Here is an 18,247-nt window from a genome sequence, read left to right as displayed (position 1 = left end):
ACTCAGCCGGCATGCAACGTATCTACAAGGAACGTGACCGTCTGCTGCGCAAAGCCGCTCGCCTGAGCGGCCTCGCCGGCTCATCCGCTGTGCTGCTCGTAATGTTCGTCCCCGACGGGCTGAGCGTGAGCGTCCTGATCGGGTGCCTGCCGCTCCTGCTCCTCCTCGTCACCGGCCAGTACCTTCTCGGACGCTCCGGGCGGATGATCTGGGTCGCCCTGATCCTGCTCACCGGCGACTCCCTCATCCTGCTGGTCGGGCTGTCCGGCCAACGCGCCTCCGGGCTGAACCTGGTGGAGGAGGCCGTGATCGGCGCCGTCGCGGCTGGGGCCCTCAGCTGCGTCGCCCTCGTGCTCGTGGTCAGTGGCCCTCGCGTGCTGGTTCTGCTCGCCGCGTTCGGCACGACCGTCGCGAGCGTCCTCGCCGCCACCCGCGCCACCGAGACCGCCATCGTTCCCCTCCTGCTCGCCCTCAGCTGCTGGACCGCCATCGGCGTGATCGCCTGGTGGCTGGCCCAGAGCGTTCCCCGCGTCATGCAGCGCATCGACGAGATCGGCCGTGCACACCTGGCCGAACGCCATGCCAGCGAACTCGAAGCGCAACGCCGCCAGGACGCTCGGCTGCTGCACGACACCGTGCTGGCCACCCTCACCCTCCTCGCGCATTCGGGCGTCGGCGTCAGTCCGGCGGCGCTGCGCGACCAGTCCGGCGACGACGCACGGCTGCTCCGGCAGCTGCGCCTCGGCGGCCTGCCCACGCCCCGCCGGTCCGGGGTGTACACCCTCGAGCCGGCCACCGAGTCAACCCTCGGCAGCACCCTCGAATCAGTCAAACAACGGTTCGGCCGGATGGGCCTCGACGTGGACTGGCATGGCAGCGGGCAAGTCCTCCTCCCCAGCGACGTACTCGATTCTTTCCTGCTCGCCCTCGGCGAGTGCCTCGAAAACGTGCGCCGTCACGCCGGCGTCGCCCGCGCCGACGTGACGATCACGGATGACGACACGACCGTGCGCGCCATGGTCACCGACGCGGGGGTCGGCTTCGACCTCAGCGGCGTCAGCGCCGAACGCCTCGGTTTCGCCGAATCCGTGGTGGCACGGCTGCGGGACGTCGGCGGCAACGCCCGCCTCTTCTCCTCCCCCGGCTCAGGCACCACGGTCGTGCTCGAGGTGCCCAAGTGAGTGGATCCGGCATCCTGGACGCCCACCCGGGCGACACCGTCCCTGGCGACGTCCCCCGCCGAGACCAGCGCCGTCGCCTCGGGAGCAGGGACCGCCCCGGCGGCACCGAGCATCTCGACAAACAGGAGCGTCGGGAACGCCGCCGCAGCTTCCGCCGTCCCGAGCGAACGGAGCAGACCGCCCAGGCGAACCAGAGCAGCCTCGGCGGCCGGCACCTCGGCATCGGCCTGTCCTTCAGCGGCGGCTTCATCGCCATCTTCCTGCTCGGCCAGTTCATGGTTCAGTGGTTCGACTACCCCACGCCGATACCGAGCCTTCTTGCCTGGGTCCTCCTGATGTCGGCCACGATCTTGTCCCTGATCACGGTTCAGCGTCTGTCGGCGCGGATGCCGGACTGGCTCTTCGCCGCGGCACTCGCCTCCGGCGCGGCCGTCGTGGTGCTGGACCTGATCGGGTCATGGGGAGAGCCCGGCTCCGTCGTGCAGCCCACCGCCGCCGCCGCCGTCGGAACCCTGCTCATCTCCCTCGCCACCGTGCGCCGCGGCCGGGACCTCGTCTCAGCCGCCCTGGTGCTCGCCCTGCTTCTCGTCCTCGCGGCTCTCACCGAGGAACGCCCCGACCCGCTCACCTTCGCGCCGGTCCTACTGACCATCAGCCTCGCCGTTCTACCGCCCCTGCTCGGCGTGGCCACCGTGCGCGCATTCCGGCGGATGGCTCAGCGCGAACTCGACCTGGTGCTGGTGCAGAGCACGATCTCCCAACCGCAATTCGCGGTGGGCATGCTGGCTTCCGAGGAGCTCGCCCGAATAGACCTGGACGCGGAGACCCTGCTGGACGACGTCGCCAAGGGCCGAACGGCGCTGCCGCTCAGCACCGAGAAGTCCACGACGGCGGCCTCCCTCGCCACCCAGCTGCGCCTGCATCTGATCCGGGGACGCCGCGAGACCTGGCTCTACCACGCCATCACGGAGTCCGAGTTTCTCGGCCCGTCGGTCAATCTCAACGACCCGTCGGGCCTGGCCGGCATGCTCGACCCGGCTCAGCGCGACGCGCTGCTGCGCACAATCTGGCTGTTGATCAGCGACACAACTCGCGCCGAGGCATCCGTTTCGCTCTCTCTCGGCCCGATCCGGCCCACGCCCGGTGTCACCGCGCGCCAGAAATTGCGATTTCCGATCGAATTGACCACGACGGGTGTGCCACGGCGTCGAGTGGACCCCGAGACGTGGGAAGCTATGCGAATAGTCGGTCCCCACGTCGATTCCAGCCGAGACGGCAGTCTGAACGTGGAAATCGAATGCAGTATCGATAATCCTGCGGATGCTTAGGGTCTGAACACAATGGCGTCGAGCTTCTCATTCGGGGGCGAAGGCATGAGGAGACAGAAGTGACGAACATATCAACGTTGAGCACCGAGACGCCGAGCAAGGCCAACCCCATCCGGTTGGCGCTGGTCGATGACCACCGCATGCTGCTGGGCGCCCTCACCGAGTGGATCCGCGGGGCCGCCGACGACATCCACATGGTCGCCGCGGTCACGACCTGGCCCGAACTGCTCACGCACCCTGAATTCCCCGTGGACGTCGTCCTCCTGGACCTCGACCTCAAAGACAACATCCCGGTGTCCCTGAAGATCTCCACCCTCAAGACGGCCGGTGTGAAAACCGTTCTGATGAGCACCTACTCCGAGGCCGGGCTCGTGCGCGAGGCCCTGGCCGCCGGTGCGCTCGGCTACCTGGTCAAGAGCGAAGAGGCCACCATGATCGTCGAGGCGATCCGCGCCGCGTACAGCGGTGAGTCCTTCATCTCGGCCGAACTGGATGAGGCGCTGAACAACGGCGCCAACGGCGGCTCGCCGCGCCTCAGCGCCCAGGAGCGTCGGGTGATGGCCCTCTACGGGGCGGGCGAGCCGGTCAAGGCCGTCGCCCACCAGCTCGGCATCTCCGAGGAGACCGCCAAGTCCTATCTCAAGCGGATCCGCGAGAAGTACCGCCTCGCCGGATTCGACGTGGGCACCAAGGTGGCCCTGCGCAAGCGTGCCATCCACGACGGCATCCTGCTCCAGACCGATTGAGCTGCGGCGATGGTCGGGGCACCCGCCGACCACGAGCGCTTCCGCGGAGTTGAGCCAGGCTATGGGGCGGCTGTGGCCGCCGGCGGCGTGCCCTCGGCCAGCGCCGTTTCGAGGCGCTCGACCTTGCCCGTCAGCTCCCCGGTACGACCGGCCCGGATGTCCGCCTTGAGCACCAGGGACACCCGCGGCCCCCACGCGCCCACGGCGTCCGTGGCGGTCTTGATCACCGCGAACACCTCATCCCAGTCGCCCTCGATCGTGGTGAACATCGAGTCGGTGTGATTGGGCAGGCCGGAGGCGCGCACAATGCGCACGGCCGCGGCGACCGCATCGTGCACGGAGCCCTCGTCATCGTGGGAGCCGGACGGGGCGACGGAGAATGCAACCAGCATGGTTACTCCTTCTGTTGGGGGCGGGAGGGGAAAGGAGCTGCCACACGGCCCAGCCGAGTAGCACGAGCTCGAGGGTGTTGCGCACGGTCAGCACCAGAACCATGGCCGGGTCGGCCAGGAGCAGCAAGTCGTAGAGGTGCGGGTAGATCAGCTGGGTAAGCCCCGCGATCAGGAGCACGAGCACGGCCGGGAACCGCCAGGCGCGCCCCTGCACGAGCAGTCCGACGATGACGGGTGCAGCCAGCCAGGCCGTGAACTGAGGCGAACCTACTTTGTTGACGACGATCAGGGTGAGTACCAGGGCCAGCACCAGCGGCGGGAACAGACGCACCGGGTCGGCGCCCGACCGCGTCCGGTACCCGGCGAGCGTCAGAACGGCCGCCGCACAGACCACGAGCAGCGGGGTCATCGCCGCGATGGTGGCGTTCGCTCCGGGACCGATGATCTGGAAGGTCAGGATCTCCTGGTCGTAGTAGAGGTGACTGCCCGGGGTCCCCCACGCGATCTGCCACATCCAGCCCGCGGCGACCGGAGACTCGATCTGGATTCCGCGGTTCGTCTGCTCGGTCACGAAGCTGAGCACGTTCAGGCCACTGCCGAGGCCGAGCGCAACGAGAACGACGCCCAGGCTGGTCGCCACGGCCGCGCCCGCCACCTGCCACCGGTATTTCGACACCGTGAACAGCGCGGCGATCAGGGCTACCGGCCAGATTTTGACCCAGGTGGCCAGCGTCAACAACACCGTGCCCCACACCGGCCGGGTTCGCACGAGCAGCAGGGCGACGATCGCCACGGGCACAGTGACCGCGTCGATGCGGGCGAGGGCGACGGGCCCGAGGAGCAGCAAGAAGACCAGCCACCAGACGGCCGCGAGCAGTGCAGCCCGGCGGCGACCCCGCCCGAGAAGCAGGGCGAAGGCCCCCGCGTTCAGCAGGGTGACCAGGCCGAGCCAGGTGGCGGAGTAGGCGCCGGGACCGAAGGAGAGCGCCGCGAGGATCGGCAGGAGTGCGAGAACGGGATAGACGAAGCCCGTGGTGATCCCGACCACGTCGGAACCGGATGCGGCATCGACAGCCCAGCCGAGGTAGACGCCCTCCACATCGCCCAGCGGCCAGCCGTCGGACACGAAACACAGCCAGATCAGCACCCCATGCACCAAGATGAAACAACCCCACAGCAGCGCCCGCGGCGCCCGCAGGCCGGGAGCGGCGGCGAACGGATCAACGGCGGATGCGAGCACGCTCCACTGTCCCACACCCGGCCGGGGAGGCGGGCGACCGCCCGGCATCGTCCCCTCCGGCCGAATCAGCTCCCGCTCAACTCCGCGCGATCAGGGCCGAGATCGTGGCCGGCACGGCTTCGGCGATGTCCAGCGCTGTGATCGGACCGCCGGCCGATGCCCGATCCGCGGCCTGCGCGTGCACCAGGGCCGCCGTCGCGGCGAGGCTCGGCAGGGCCGCGGCATCAGTCTGGATCGCCCGGGCGTGCGTGGCCAGGAAGGCGCCGAGGATGCCGCCGAGCACGTCCCCGGAGCCGGCCGTCGCCAGCCAGGCCGGCCCCTGTGACACCGTCAGTCGGGTGCCGTCGGGCGACGCGATCCAGGTGATGCTGCCCTTGAGCAGCACCGTTACGCCGAGGCCGGTCGCGGCGCGCACCGCCCACTCCCCCGGGTCCGAGGCCACCTCGGAGCCGGCCACCGACTCTCCCCGCGGGGAGAGCAGCCGGGTGAGCAGCCGCGCGAGTTCGCGGTAGTGCGGGGTGATCACGACCGGCCCGACCGCCCGGCCGATCAGGTCCAGGGCCCCGGCGTCGCAGACCGTAGGGAGCCCCTCGGCCAGGGCGCCGAGCAGCGCGGCCTCCGTCACACGGTCGCGGGCTGCCGCGTCCTGACCGGAGCCGAGCAGCCAGGCCTGCGCCTGCCCGGCGACGGTGACGGCTTCGGGCCGGCGCTGCAGCACCAGATCGGACGCCCGCCTCGGGCCGAGGTAACGCACCATGCCGACGCCGGCGCGCGCGGCCGCCTCGACACCGAGCACGGCTGCCCCCGGATACTCGTCTGATCCGGTGCGCACGCCCAGCACCCCGCGACTGTACTTGTCGTCGCCCGCCCGGGGTACCGCGATCCAGTCGCGTGCCCGAGCGGAGTCCCATTCCAGCCATGCCCGCGAATCGTTCATGCACTCACGATAGGTCGTTTTGCCTGCGTCGGACGGGAAGGGCTACAGGCGCCGCGTTGCGTCCTGCACTTCGCCGACGAGTTCCTCGATGATGTCTTCCAGGAACAGCACCCCCACCGTCTCACCGGCCGCGGTGAACGACCGGGCCAGGTGCGCACCCGACCGGCGCATGGTGGCCAGGGCGTCTTCGAGGTCGGTGTCTTCGAAGATCGACACCAGCTGACGGATGCGTTTGCCCGGGATCGGTTCCGCGTAGCTGCCCTGCCCGGCCGAGTTGGGCGCATCGCCGTCGAGGTCGATGACGTCCTTGAGGTGCACGTACCCGGTCGGTTCGCCGGATTCGTTCACCATCACATACCGGGAGAAGCCGTGCTTGGTGACCGCCTTTTCCACGTCGGCGGGCGTCGCCGCCTCCGGCAGGCTGATCAGGCCGGCGAGGTTCACCGCAACGTCGCGCACCTTGCGGGTGGTGAATTCGAACGTGGCGCTGAGCGCCCCGGTGCCGTCGCGCAGCACACCCTCCCGTGTGGACTGGGTGACAATGGTCGCCACCTCGTCCAGCGTGTAGGTGCTGGTGGCCTCCTCCTTGGGTGCCACCCCGAACAGGCGCAGCACCAGGTTGGCCGTGGCGTTCAGAACCACGATCACGGGCTTGACCAGGCGCCCGAAGAACACCAGCGGCGGGGCCAGGACGAGCACGGCACGGTCGGGGATGGAGAACGACAGGTTCTTCGGCACCATCTCGCCGAACACGACGTGCAGGTAGGAGACCAGCAGCAGTGTGATGACGAATGCGATAGCCCCGATGGCTTCGACCGGCAACGGGGTGAGTCCCAGCGGAATCTCGAGGAGGTGGTGGATCGCCGGCTCGGAGACGTTCAGGATGAGCAGCGAGCAGACCGTGATGCCCAGCTGGGTGGTTGCCAGCATGAGGGTGGCGTGTTCCATCGCCCAGAGGGCGGTGACGGCGCTCTTCTTGCCGGCCTCGGCGAGCGGTTCAATCTGCGAGCGACGCGCGGAGATGACGGCGAATTCCGCGGCGACGAAGAAGGCGTTGGCCGCGAGCAGCACCACGAGCCAGACCAGCCCCGCCCAGTCACTCATGCTCGCTCACCCCGCGCTGCTCGTCGTTCTTGCTGTGGTCGATCTTGCGGTGGTCGTTCTTGCGGTGCACGGTGCGGGTGGCTTTCCGGTGGTCGGTGCGGGTCTCATCGAAGTCGGCGACGTCAGCCGCGGCCTCAGCCGGTTCGAACGCGGGCGTGAACCGCAGTCGATCGATCCGACGACCGTCGAGGCGTTCCACGGCCAACAGTCCGGCGGGCAGCTGCACGGTGTCACCGACCACGGGCAGGCGGCCCAGCTCGCTCATCACGAACCCGGCCACAGTCTCATACGGGCCGTCCTCCGGAATGGAGACGCCGGCGCGTTCGAGGAGTTCGTCCGGCCGGAGCATGCCGGGGAACGTCATCGAGTCCGTGGACAGCACCACGCCGGCCCGGGCACGGTCGTGTTCGTCGGCCACCTCGCCGACGAGCTCCTCGACCAGGTCTTCGAGGGTGGCCACGCCTGCCGTACCGCCGTATTCGTCGACGACGATCGCCATCTGGTAGCCGCGGCCGCGCAGCTCGGTCAGCAGACCGTCGAGTTTCATGGTTTCGGGAACGCGGATGGCCTCCGATTGGAGGGCCGACACCGGGACATCCGCCCGGCGGCGACGGGGCACCGCGACCGCCTGCTTCACGTGCACGACGCCGACAATGTCATCGACGCCCTCGTCGACGACGGGAAAACGGGAGTATCCGGTCTGGCGGGTGAGGTCGATGACGGCCTGGGCGGAATCGGTGCGCTGGATGCTGGCCACCCGCGGGCGGGGCGTCATCACGTCCGACGCCGTGTGCCCGGAGAACAGAAGTGTGCGGTGGAGCAGAGTTGCGGTGTCCTTCTCCAGCAACCCGGCACTGGCCGAGCGACGCACGAGGGAGGAAAGTTCCTCGGCGGTGCGCGCGCCGGACAGTTCCTCTTTCGGTTCGATCCCGATCGACCGCAGCACCGCGTTGGCGCTGCCGTTGAGGACGACGACGGCCGGTTTGAACACGGTCGTGAAGAGCGTCTGGAACGGGATGACCAGCTTCGCGGTCTGCACCGGAAGCGCGAGCGCGAAGTTCTTCGGCACCAACTCGCCGATGATCATCGAGGCGAGGGTGGCGACGATGATTGCGGTCGCGACCGCGACGACGGGAACGACCGCCGGGGACAGCCCCAGGGTGGTCAGCGGCGGGGACAGCAGGCCCGTCAGCGCCGGCTCCATGGTGTACCCGGTGAGCAGCGTGGTGAGGGTGATGCCGAGCTGGGCGCTGGAGAGATGGGTCGACGTGATCCGGAGTGCGGAGATGGTCAGACCGAGGCGAGTTTCCCCGCGGTCGCGACGCGCCTCGAGCTCGGAGCGGTCCAGGTTGACCAGTGCGAACTCACTGGCGACGAAGAGCCCCGTGCCCACGGTGAGCAGAAGCCCCACGGAGAGCATGATCCACTCAAACATGGGTGTCATCACAGGCCGATGAGGCGGCGGCGGTCATAGGCGACAAGCCGTTCGGATGACGGGAGGGCAGGCTGGGCGAATAGGCAGGAGGAGGGTCGTCCATTATTCCGCCAAGTCTACCGCTCGGCACCGACAGTGCGCGTCAGACCGAGCCTCCCTGGCGTTCGTTCCCGCTACCAGGAGACTGGCAGCGCCTTGCCCTCCTCGTAGCCGGCCGCCGACTGAACGCCGACCAGCGAACGGGTGTGGAATTCCGCGACCGAGGTCGCGCCGGCGTAGGTGAATGAGCTGCGCACCCCGGAGGTGATCATGTCGAGCAGGTCCTCGACCGACGGCCGCAGCGGGTCGAGGTAGATCTTCGAGCTGGAGATCCCCTCGGCGAAGAGAGTCTTACGGGCCAGCTCGTAGGCGTCGAGTCGGTCGAACCGCTGTCGCACGGCCTTGGTCGAGGCCATTCCCCAGCTCTCCTTGTAGACGCCGCCCGACGCGTCCCTGTCGAGCAGCCCGGGTGCCTCGATCGTTCCGGCGAACCACGACCCGATCATGACGGATGCCGCACCGGCGGCCAGTGCGAGCGCCACGTCGCGCGGGTAGCGCACCCCACCGTCGGCCCAGACGTGCGCCCCGAGTTCGCGGGCCGCGGCCGCGGTCTCCAGCACGGCGGAGAACTGCGGCCGACCCACGGCCGTCATCATGCGCGTCGTGCACATGGCGCCGGGACCGACCCCGACCTTCACGATGGTGGCGCCGGCGTGCACGAGATCGCCCACGGCATCCGCGGTCACGACGTTGCCGGCCACGATGGGAATGCCGAGCCCCAGGTCCGCGACGGTCCTGATCGCCCGCGTCATGCCGCCCTGGTGGCCGTGCGCGGTGTCGATCACGAGCACGTCGACCCCCGCGGCGACGAGCGCCGTGGCTTTGGCCGCGACATCGCCATTGATACCGACCGCCGCAGCCACGCGCAGGCGGCCCTGTGCGTCGAGGGCAGGCTGGTACAGGGTGGAGCGCAGCGCGCTCTTTCGGCTGAGGGTGCCGATCACCCGGCCGTGATGCTGCACGGTGACGAAGTCGAGCTCGGCCTCCGTCATCACGTCGAACGCGCGGCGCGGGCCGTCGATGTCGTCGACGTCGAGGGAGGTCATCGCGCCATGCAGGAGGTCCCCGAGGAGCGCGTCGGGCAGGGCGGTTGCCAGCCGGGACGCGTCGATGGCGCCCAGATAGTCGCCGTTCGGATCGGTGATGACCAGACCCTGTCCGGCCACGGGCGGCACCTGCCGCAGCGCGAGAGCCACGGTGTCCCCTGGCGCGAAGGTGAAGGGTGTGTCGAAGCGGGTCGATTGGGCCTTGACCCAGCGGATCGCGGCGTCGAGGTCCTGCAGGCGCATGTCCTGCGGCAGCACGCCGAGGCCTCCGCGTCGGGAGAGAGCGGCCGCCAGCCGCGGGCCGGTCACCGAGTTCATGTTCGCCGACACGATCGGGATCGTGGCACCGCTCCCGTCACCCGGGGCGAGGGAGACATCGAGACGGCTGCTGACTTCCGACTGGCTGGGCACCAGGAAGACGTCGGAGTACGTGAGGTCGTGGCTGGGAACCGCTCCATAGAACTGCATGCAAATAACGCTAGCGCCCCGCGCGGATGCCCGCAGCCATGCCCGATGGGATTAGGCTGGATGGGCAGACCGCACCGGGTATCCAGAATGCTCGGGACATTCAAAATCAACGTAGAGAGTGGGAACCGGCTGTGTCAAGCCAGTTGACCGGTAGTGGATCCGACGAAACCACGTCGGGTGAATTCGGAGCGAATGAGTGGCTCGTCGACGAACTGTACGAGCGGTACCTCGTCGACAAGAAGCTGGTGGACGAGTCCTGGTGGCCCGTCCTGGAGAGCTACCACCAGACCGCGAACGGCCGCAACGCCGATTCCGGTGCTCCGGCAGGTACTGCTCCCGTCGGCGAAGCACCCGAGAGTGAAACCCCTGTGAACCCGCAGGCCCCGGCCGCAGCGGAAACCACCGAGCCGAACCCGATCACGGCGCCCATCCCCGTCGTCGGCGGGCAGCGCACCGCGCGCACGACCTCCAGCGCCCCCAAGCCGGTCCCCGTTCCGGCCGACATGCCGATCGCAACCCCGCAGCCGACCGCCGCCGAGGCAGAGGTCGACGTCGTCACCCCGCTCCGCGGCATGTCCAAGAGCCTCGCGGCGAACATGGCGACCAGCCTGACAGTCCCCACGGCCACCAGCGTGCGCACCATCCCGGCAAAGCTCCTCATCGACAACCGCATCGTGATGAACAACCACATGAAGCGTTCACGCGGCGGCAAGGTGTCGTTCACGCACCTGATCGGCTGGGCTTTGATCCAGGCGTTGAAGATGTTCCCCAGCCAGAACGTCTACTACAACGAGGTCGACGGCAAGCCCTCGGTCATCGCCCCTGCCCATGTCGGCCTCGGCATCGCTATCGACCTTCCCAAGCCCGACGGCACCCGTTCGCTCATGGTCCCGGCCATCAAGCGCGCGGACACCATGACCTTCGGCGAATACCTCTCCTCCTACGAAGACCTCGTCACCCGGGCCAGGAAGGGCAAGCTGTCGGCGGATGACTTCTCCGGCGCGACGGTCTCGCTCACTAACCCCGGCGGCATCGGCACGGTGCACTCGGTGCCACGTCTGATGAAGGGCCAGGGCTGCATCATCGGCGCCGGCGCCCTCGACTACCCGGCCGAGTTCCAGGGTTCCAGTGTCAAGACCCTCACCGGCCTGGCCATCTCCAAGACCATCACTCTGACCAGCACCTACGACCACCGGGTCATTCAGGGTGCTGGCTCCGGCGAGTTCCTGAAGATCGTGCACGAGCTGCTGATCGGCCAGCACAACTTCTACGAGGACATCTTCTCGGCCCTGCGCATCCCGTACGACCCGATCCACTGGGCTCCCGACATCAGCGTCGACCTGGCCAGCGCGGTAGACAAGACCGCTCGCGTGCAGGAATTGATCAACGCCTACCGCGTGCGCGGCCATCTGATGGCCGACATCGACCCGCTGGAGTACACCCAGCGCACCCACCCCGACCTCGATATCTCCAACCACGGGCTGACCTTCTGGGACCTGGACCGCCAGTTCGTGACCGGCGGATTCGGTGACAAGCGCCTGATGCTGCTCCGCGACATCCTGGGCGTCCTCCGCGACTCCTATTGCCGCACAACGGGCATCGAGTACATGCACATCCAGGACCCTGCCCAGCGCAAGTGGATGCAGGAAAAAATGGAGAAGAGCTACGTCAAGCCCACTCATGACGAGCAGATGCGCATCCTCGGCAAGCTCAACGAGGCCGAGGCCTTCGAGACCTTCTTGCAGACCAAATACGTCGGCCAGAAACGGTTCAGTCTCGAGGGTGGCGAGTCCACCATTGCCCTGCTCGACTCCATCCTGCAGGGTGCAGCGGATGCCGGCCTCGACGAGGTCTGCATCGGTATGGCCCACCGTGGCCGTCTGAACGTGCTCACCAACATCGCCGGCAAGACCTACGGCCAGATCTTCCGCGAGTTCGAGGGCACGCAGGATCCCCGTACCGTGCAGGGCTCGGGCGACGTCAAGTATCATCTGGGCACCGAAGGAACCTTCCGCGCCACCGACGGCACCGAGATGCCGGTCTACCTGGCCGCGAACCCGTCGCATCTGGAAGCCGTCGACGGCGTCCTCGAGGGCATCGTGCGCGCCAAACAGGACCGCAAGCCCATCGGCACTTTCTCCACCCTCCCGGTCCTCGTGCACGGCGACGCCGCCATGGCCGGCCAGGGCATCGTCCTGGAGACGCTGCAGATGTCCCAGTTGCGCGGTTTCCGCACCGGCGGCACCATCCACCTGGTCGTCAACAACCAGGTCGGCTTCACCACCCTGCCCGGCGACGGTCGCACCTCGGTGTACTCGACGGATGTTGCGAAGACGATCCAGGCACCCATCTTCCACGTCAACGGGGACGACCCCGAAGCCGTGGTGCGGGTGGCCGAGCTCGCATTCGCCTACCGCCAGGAATTCAAGCGGGACGTCGTCATCGACCTCGTCTGCTACCGCCGACGCGGTCACAACGAGGGCGACGACCCCTCGATGACCCAGCCGCTGATGTACAACCTGATCGAGGCCAAGCGCTCCGTCCGGAAGCTGTACACGGAGGCTCTCGTCGGTCGCGGCGACATCACGCAGGAGGAATACGAAGCCTCACATGCAGACTTCCAGGACCGCCTCGAGCGTGCGTTCATGGAGACGCACGCGGCGCAGTCCTCCTCCATCCCGATCGTCGGCGCCGCGCCGCAGGGCCTCGGTGCCGGAAACAACGGTGCCGGCCGCAACGACGACCCGGTTGGCGAACCGGCCACCACCGGGGTTCCCGAGGCCGTCGTGCATCTGATCGGGGACGCGTTCATGAACAAGCCCGCCGGCTTCACGGTGCACAACAAGCTGCAGCAGCTCATGCAGAAGCGCCTCGACATGAGCCGCAACGGCAACATCGATTGGAGCTTCGGTGAGCTTCTCGCCCTCGGCTCCCTGCTGGTCGAGCGCACCCCGGTGCGCTTCGCGGGCCAGGATGCCCGTCGGGGCACGTTCGTTCAGCGTCACGCTGTGCTCCACGACCGGGTGAACGGCCAGGAATGGCTGCCGCTGGCCAACCTCAGCGAGGACCAGGCCCGGTTCTGGATCTACGACTCGCTGCTCAGCGAATACGCGGCCATGGGCTTCGAGTACGGCTATTCGGTGGAACGTGCCGACGCTCTCGTACTCTGGGAGGCCCAGTTCGGGGACTTCGCCAACGGCGCCCAGACGGTCATCGACGAGTTCGTCTCCTCGGCCGAGCAGAAGTGGGGCCAACGGTCATCCGTCGTGTTGCTGCTGCCGCACGGCTATGAGGGCCAGGGCCCCGACCACTCGTCGGCCCGCATCGAGCGATACCTACAGCTGTGCGCGGAAGACAACATGACCGTCGCCCGGCCGTCGACGCCAGCCTCGTACTTCCACCTGCTGCGCCGCCAGGCATACATGCGTCCGCGTCGTCCATTGATCGTGTTCACCCCGAAGTCGATGCTGCGCCTGCGCGGAGCGACCAGCGCGGTTGCCGACTTCACCTCCGGCCGGTTCGAACCGGTCATAGACGACGCCCGGATCACCGACAAGTCGCGGGTCAAGCGGGTGCTGTTCATGGCCGGCAAGCTCTACTACGACCTGCTGGCCGAACTCGACAAGAACCCGAACCCGGAGATCGCGCTGGTGCGGATGGAGCAGTTCTACCCGCTGCCCGCCATCGAGCTGAAGCTCGTCGCCGACCAGTACCCCGACGCCGAACTCGCCTGGGTGCAGGATGAGCCGGAGAATCAGGGTGCCTGGCCGTTCTTCTACCTCGAGACGAACAAGCTGGGCCCGCGCCCGGTGCGCCTCTTCTCCCGCACGGCGTCGGCGTCACCGGCGGCCGGGTCGGCTAAGCGGCACGCCGCCGAGCAGGCAGAGCTGTTGCGCCAGGCACTCACCTTGTAGAGCGGCGCGACGACACGTCAGCACGCCGAACGGGCCGCACTTCTCGGTGTGGCCCGTTCGGCGTCTGCGCGCCGTGGGGCGTCTGTCCGGCGTTGGTCATTGTCGGCGTCGGTGGCTCGTCCTAGGCTGACGACATAGCCCACAGACAAGGAGCCCCTCATGCCCATTTCCGACGCGAACCGAGCGGGCGAACCCTGCTGGGCCGACCTGATGACCTCTGACCTTCCGCGTGCTCGCGAGTTCTACACGCGGCTGTTCGGCTGGACGACCCAAGAATCCGGTCCGGAATACGGCGACTACGTGACCTTCCAGATGGGCGGCGAAGACGTCGCAGGCATGGGCGCCCAGGAGCCTGATTCGACGCTGCCCGACGCGTGGACGACCTACCTGGCGGTGACGGACGCCGATGCCACCGTCGCCGCCGCCCGCGCGGCGGGTGCAGAGGTGCTGGCCGAACCGATGGATGTGGGCGCCATCGGGCGGATGGCCATCCTGATGGATCCGACGGGTGCACCGATCGGCATCTGGGAGGCGCACGAATTCACCGGGTTCGGGCTGGTGGACGCAGCCGGCGCGCCGGTCTGGCACGAGCTGAACACCCGCGACTTCGCCCGTGCCATCGACTTCTACACCCAAGTGTTCGGCTGGAAACCGGTGGTCCTGAGCGATACCGACGATTTCCGCTACAGCACGATCGGCGCTGAGGGCACCATGGTGGCGGGCGTCTTCGATGCCGCGGATCACCTGCCCGACAGCACGCCGTCGCATTGGCAGCTCTACCTCGGGGTGAAAGACGTGCACGCCGCCACCGTGACCGTGACGGAACTCGGCGGCACGGTCATCCGTGAGCCGTGGACGGCGGAGTTCGGCACCTTCTCCCTGGTCACCGACCCGACCGGCGCCCTGTTCGTGCTCGGCTCGGTCGACGAGCAGGCGAACGCGGATGAAAACGCCGTGGAGCCCGACGCGGACCTGCCGATCGGCTGATGCCCGGTCAGTGCCCGGACTGGATGGTGCGCAATGTGAGCAGAACCTGATCGCGCAGGTCTTCGGGCGCCATTTCACGGCAGGCCCGCTGCACGGCCTCGGTCAGGGTTCGCCCGACGAGGTGCTCATTGTTGCAGTCGCTGCAGTTCGCGAGGTGCTCCTGAATGTCGGCAGCGTCCTCTCCGCAGAGTTCATTGTGCAGGTACTCTTCGAGTTCGGCCTTGGCCTTCTCGCATCCACAATCGGTCATGCTGGTGTGCTCCCGGTATGAGTCTGGTCCGCTGCCGCTGTTCCCAGGCCGCGCTCCTGGGCGTAGCCGGCCAACAGGTCGCGCAGGAGACGCCGGCCACGATGCAGGCGGCTCATTACGGTGCCAATGGGTGTTTTCATGATCTCGGCGATCTCCTGGTAGGAGAACCCCTCGACGTCGGCGAAGTAGACAGCCAGCCGGAAGTCTTCCGGGATCGACTGCAGCGCGTTCTTCACGGCGCTGTCCGGCAGGTGGTCGATGGCCTCAGCCTCTGCCGACCGGTTCGACATGGCGGTGCGGGATTCCGCGCCGCCGAGCTGCCAGTCCTCGAGGTCGTCGATGGTGCCCTGGAACGGTTCGCGCTGCTTCTTGCGGTAGGTGTTGATGAAGGTGTTGGTCAGGATGCGATACAGCCAAGCCTTGAGATTGGTGCCCTGCTCGAACTGCTTGAACGCGGCGAACGCCTTAACGAACGTCTCCTGAACCAGGTCCTGGGCGTCGGAGGGATTGCGCGTCATGCGCATGGCCGCGGCGTAGAGCTGGTCGATAAAGGGCAGTGCCTGCTCTTCGAACAGGTCTCGCATTTCAATCGCATCGGTTGTCATCACCGACAATCCTAAGCCGTCGCGCTGCGCGGCCTCTGGTCGCTCGAGCACCATGGACATCGTCACTCGGGCCTCCCTCTCTCTTCGATCACCGACTATTCTGATAACCGATGTTGATCTCGAGATATTCCAAGCCGGAGTTCGATCCATACGGCGACACGTCGCCCGAGGAGACGGATGCCCGTTGGCCCGCGCCCACAGGGTCCGGTTCCCTCTCCGCATCCGTGGCTCTGCCGGGCTCGAAGTCGCTGACCAACCGGGAGCTCGTCCTCAGCGCCCTCGCCACGCATCCGTCCCTGCTCCGTGCCCCACTGCACTCACGCGACACCGACCTGATGGTGGCCGCGCTGGTTCAGCTGGGCTGCATCGTCAACGAGGTCGACGGTGACGGCGAGTTCGGTCCCGACCTGCAGGTCATCCCGGGTGAGCTGGTCGGGTCGACGACCATCGACTGCGGTCTGGCCGGCACCGTGATGCGCTTCCTGCCACCGGTCGCCGCTCTCGGTCTCGGTCCCACCACCTTCGACGGCGACGCCGGCGCCCGCCGACGACCGATGAGCACGACCATCTCGTCCCTGCGCGCCCTCGGCGCCGACATCAACGACGACGGCCGCGGCGCTTTGCCGTTCACCGTGCACGGCACGGGAACTCTGCCCGGCGGCGAGATCACCATCGATGCCTCCGCCTCGAGCCAGTTTGTCTCAGGCCTACTTCTGGCCGCCCCGAATTTCGAGCAGGGCCTGCACCTGCGCCATTCCGGCGAGCGCCTACCGAGCCTGCCTCATATCGAGATGACCATCGCCACCCTCGCCCGCCGCGGTATCACGGTGCACAGCCCCGCCGTTGGCGAGTGGGTCGTTGCTCCCGGCCGGATCGGCGGGGCGGACATCGACATCGAGCCTGACCTGTCGAACGCTGCACCGTTCCTCGCCGCGGCCCTGGTCGCCGGCGGGAGCGTGACCATCACCGGCTGGCCGGCGACCACCACCCAGGTCGGCGCCGACCTCGCCGACTTGCTACCGCTGTTCGGCGCGGAGGTTTCCCGGGAGGGCGACCGGCTCACGGTCACCGGCACCGGCAGCATCCGTGGCGTGCAGCTCGACCTGTCCACCGGCGGGGAGCTCGCGCCCACCCTCGTCGCCCTCGCCGCTCTCGCGGACACCCCCAGCACGATCACCGGCATCGGTCACATCCGTCATCACGAAACGGACCGCTTGGCCGCGTTGGCCACCGAGATCAATCGGCTCGGCGGCGCCGTCACCGAGCTGCCCGACGGATTGCAAATCGACCCGCGCCCGCTGCAGGGCGGGCCGTGGAACACCTACGACGACCACCGCATGGCCACCGCCGGCGCGCTGATCGGACTGCGCGTCCCCGGGGTGCTGATCGAGAACATCGGCACGACCGCGAAGACCCTCCCCCAGTTCACGGACCTCTGGCAGACGCTCGTCTCCGGGGTCCGGTCGTGACCTGGTGGGCGAGCGCCGACGACGATGAGCCCGAGTTCGACGAGTCGAGCGTGCGCATGCGGCCCAACCGCAAGGGCAGCAAACCACGCACCAAGACCCGTCCCGACCACGAGAATGCGCTGACCGGACGCATCCTGTCGGTCGACCGTGGCCGGTACACCGTCATGCTCGACGAGAATCTGCCCGACGAACGCCGGGTGACCGCCGCCCGGGCGAGCGAGCTACGCAAGCAGGCCGTCGTCACGGGCGACAACGTCGACATCGTCGGCGATACGACCGGGGCGGCGGGCAGCCTCTCTCGCATTGTGCGCATCGTGCCCCGAACGACGCTGCTCCGTCGCAGCGCGGACGACACCGACGCCGTGGAGCGCGTGATCGTCGCCAACGCCGACCAGATGCTGATCGTGGTGGCCGCGGCCAACCCGGAGCCGCGCATCCGCCTCGTCGACCGCTACCTCGTCGCCGCCTACGATGCGGGCGTGAAGCCTATCCTCTGCATCACCAAGACCGACCTGGCCGACCCGGCGGCGTTCCTGCGCAACTTCGCCGGCCTGGACCTGCCCGTTTTCCAAAGTCGCGACGATGCCATGCCGCTGGCGGAGATCTCCACCGCCCTGGTCGGGCACGACACGGTCTTCGTCGGCCACTCCGGGGTCGGCAAGTCAACCCTCGTCAACGCGCTCGTGCCTGACGCCCACCGCGCCGTCGGCGTCGTCAACACGGTTACCGGGCGTGGACGGCACACTTCGTCGTCGACCATCTCCCTGCGCCTTCAGACGGATGCTGGACGCGGCTGGGTCATCGACACCCCCGGCGTGCGCTCCTTCGGTCTCGGCCACATCAACACCGACAACATCCTGAAGGCGTTCACCGACCTGGCCCTGATCGCCCTGAAGTGCCCGCGCGGCTGCACCCACCTGCCGAGCTCGCCCGATTGCGCGATCAATGAGGCCGTCGCGGCCGGAAAGCTCGGTGAGACCGGCAAGGTGCGCCTCGATTCCCTGCAACGTCTCCTCGCCACCTTCGCCGCCGCCCCCACCCACTAG

At 68.0% G+C, this 18,247-nt stretch carries 15 protein-coding genes; 7 read left to right on the top strand and 8 right to left on the bottom strand.

The features are described from left to right. Nucleotides 1-11 precede the first annotated feature (11 nt). From E3O65_RS07435 to E3O65_RS07425, 3 genes are all read left to right on the top strand, one after another. Nucleotides 12-1,181 (top strand): sensor histidine kinase, encoded by a 1,170-nt coding sequence (locus tag E3O65_RS07435; protein ID WP_134363110.1) that lies wholly within the window; start codon nucleotides 12-14, stop codon nucleotides 1,179-1,181. Further along, nucleotides 1,178-2,509: a hypothetical protein gene (locus tag E3O65_RS07430; protein ID WP_134363109.1), complete on the top strand. Its 1,332-nt coding sequence runs from the start codon at nucleotides 1,178-1,180 to the stop codon at nucleotides 2,507-2,509. Before E3O65_RS07435 ends, E3O65_RS07430 begins: the two co-directional genes overlap by 4 nt. Nucleotides 2,510-2,577: 68 nt before the next feature. After that, nucleotides 2,578-3,255 (top strand): response regulator, encoded by a 678-nt coding sequence (locus E3O65_RS07425; RefSeq protein WP_277870428.1) that lies wholly within the window; start codon nucleotides 2,578-2,580, stop codon nucleotides 3,253-3,255. A gap of 59 nt (nucleotides 3,256-3,314) precedes the next feature. Here E3O65_RS07425 and E3O65_RS07420 read toward each other — a convergent pair whose 3' ends face one another. From E3O65_RS07420 to guaB1, 6 genes are all read right to left on the bottom strand, one after another. Next, nucleotides 3,315-3,647 carry a thiamine-binding protein gene (locus tag E3O65_RS07420; RefSeq protein WP_134363108.1) on the bottom strand — a complete coding sequence of 111 codons (333 nt, stop codon included), beginning with the start codon at nucleotides 3,645-3,647 and terminating at the stop codon, nucleotides 3,315-3,317. After that, the gene (locus E3O65_RS07415; protein ID WP_166804619.1) at nucleotides 3,604-4,887 is read right to left on the bottom strand and encodes a glycosyltransferase 87 family protein; all 1,284 of its coding nucleotides are present in this window, start codon (nucleotides 4,885-4,887) and stop codon (nucleotides 3,604-3,606) included. Before E3O65_RS07415 ends, E3O65_RS07420 begins: the two co-directional genes overlap by 44 nt. Before the next feature lie 76 nt (nucleotides 4,888-4,963). Then, nucleotides 4,964-5,824: an ADP-dependent NAD(P)H-hydrate dehydratase gene (locus E3O65_RS07410; protein WP_134363106.1), complete on the bottom strand. Its 861-nt coding sequence runs from the start codon at nucleotides 5,822-5,824 to the stop codon at nucleotides 4,964-4,966. Nucleotides 5,825-5,866: 42 nt separating this feature from the next. After that, nucleotides 5,867-6,928: a hemolysin family protein gene (locus E3O65_RS07405; protein WP_134363105.1), complete on the bottom strand. Its 1,062-nt coding sequence runs from the start codon at nucleotides 6,926-6,928 to the stop codon at nucleotides 5,867-5,869. Next, nucleotides 6,921-8,363: a hemolysin family protein gene (locus E3O65_RS07400; RefSeq protein ID WP_134363104.1), complete on the bottom strand. Its 1,443-nt coding sequence runs from the start codon at nucleotides 8,361-8,363 to the stop codon at nucleotides 6,921-6,923. The genes E3O65_RS07405 and E3O65_RS07400 overlap by 8 nt, the downstream gene beginning before the upstream one ends. A gap of 173 nt (nucleotides 8,364-8,536) precedes the next feature. Next, nucleotides 8,537-9,976: a GMP reductase gene (gene guaB1, locus E3O65_RS07395; protein ID WP_134363103.1), complete on the bottom strand. Its 1,440-nt coding sequence runs from the start codon at nucleotides 9,974-9,976 to the stop codon at nucleotides 8,537-8,539. A 131-nt stretch (nucleotides 9,977-10,107) separates the two neighbouring features. Here guaB1 and E3O65_RS07390 point away from each other — a divergent pair, with 131 nt between their 5' ends. Together E3O65_RS07390 and E3O65_RS07385 are read left to right on the top strand one after the other, a co-directional pair. Continuing rightward, nucleotides 10,108-13,890, top strand: a complete 3,783-nt coding sequence (locus E3O65_RS07390; protein ID WP_174722273.1) for a multifunctional oxoglutarate decarboxylase/oxoglutarate dehydrogenase thiamine pyrophosphate-binding subunit/dihydrolipoyllysine-residue succinyltransferase subunit — start codon at nucleotides 10,108-10,110, stop codon at nucleotides 13,888-13,890. A gap of 159 nt (nucleotides 13,891-14,049) precedes the next feature. Next, a complete protein-coding gene (locus E3O65_RS07385) occupies nucleotides 14,050-14,877 on the top strand; it encodes a VOC family protein (RefSeq protein WP_134363101.1) in 828 nt (275 codons plus the stop codon). Nucleotides 14,878-14,884: 7 nt separating this feature from the next. On the opposite strand, the gene E3O65_RS07380 is transcribed toward E3O65_RS07385, so the two are convergent. Together E3O65_RS07380 and E3O65_RS07375 are read right to left on the bottom strand one after the other, a co-directional pair. Continuing rightward, the gene (locus tag E3O65_RS07380) at nucleotides 14,885-15,127 is read right to left on the bottom strand and encodes a zf-HC2 domain-containing protein (RefSeq protein WP_134363100.1); all 243 of its coding nucleotides are present in this window, start codon (nucleotides 15,125-15,127) and stop codon (nucleotides 14,885-14,887) included. Then, nucleotides 15,124-15,732 (bottom strand): sigma-70 family RNA polymerase sigma factor, encoded by a 609-nt coding sequence (locus tag E3O65_RS07375; protein ID WP_241985733.1) that lies wholly within the window; start codon nucleotides 15,730-15,732, stop codon nucleotides 15,124-15,126. Before E3O65_RS07375 ends, E3O65_RS07380 begins: the two co-directional genes overlap by 4 nt. 110 nt (nucleotides 15,733-15,842) lie before the next feature. On the opposite strand from E3O65_RS07375, the gene aroA reads away from it, so the two are divergent. Both aroA and rsgA read left to right on the top strand, forming a co-directional pair. Beyond that, the gene (gene aroA, locus E3O65_RS07370) at nucleotides 15,843-17,201 is read left to right on the top strand and encodes a 3-phosphoshikimate 1-carboxyvinyltransferase (RefSeq protein WP_134363099.1); all 1,359 of its coding nucleotides are present in this window, start codon (nucleotides 15,843-15,845) and stop codon (nucleotides 17,199-17,201) included. A gap of 56 nt (nucleotides 17,202-17,257) precedes the next feature. Next, nucleotides 17,258-18,247: a ribosome small subunit-dependent GTPase A gene (gene rsgA / locus E3O65_RS07365; RefSeq protein ID WP_134363136.1), complete on the top strand. Its 990-nt coding sequence runs from the start codon at nucleotides 17,258-17,260 to the stop codon at nucleotides 18,245-18,247.

Source organism: Cryobacterium breve, from assembly GCF_004402375.1.
GTDB classification, from domain to species: Bacteria; Actinomycetota; Actinomycetes; order Actinomycetales; family Microbacteriaceae; genus Cryobacterium; species Cryobacterium breve.
This window is presented reverse-complemented; position numbering and strand designations above follow the sequence as displayed.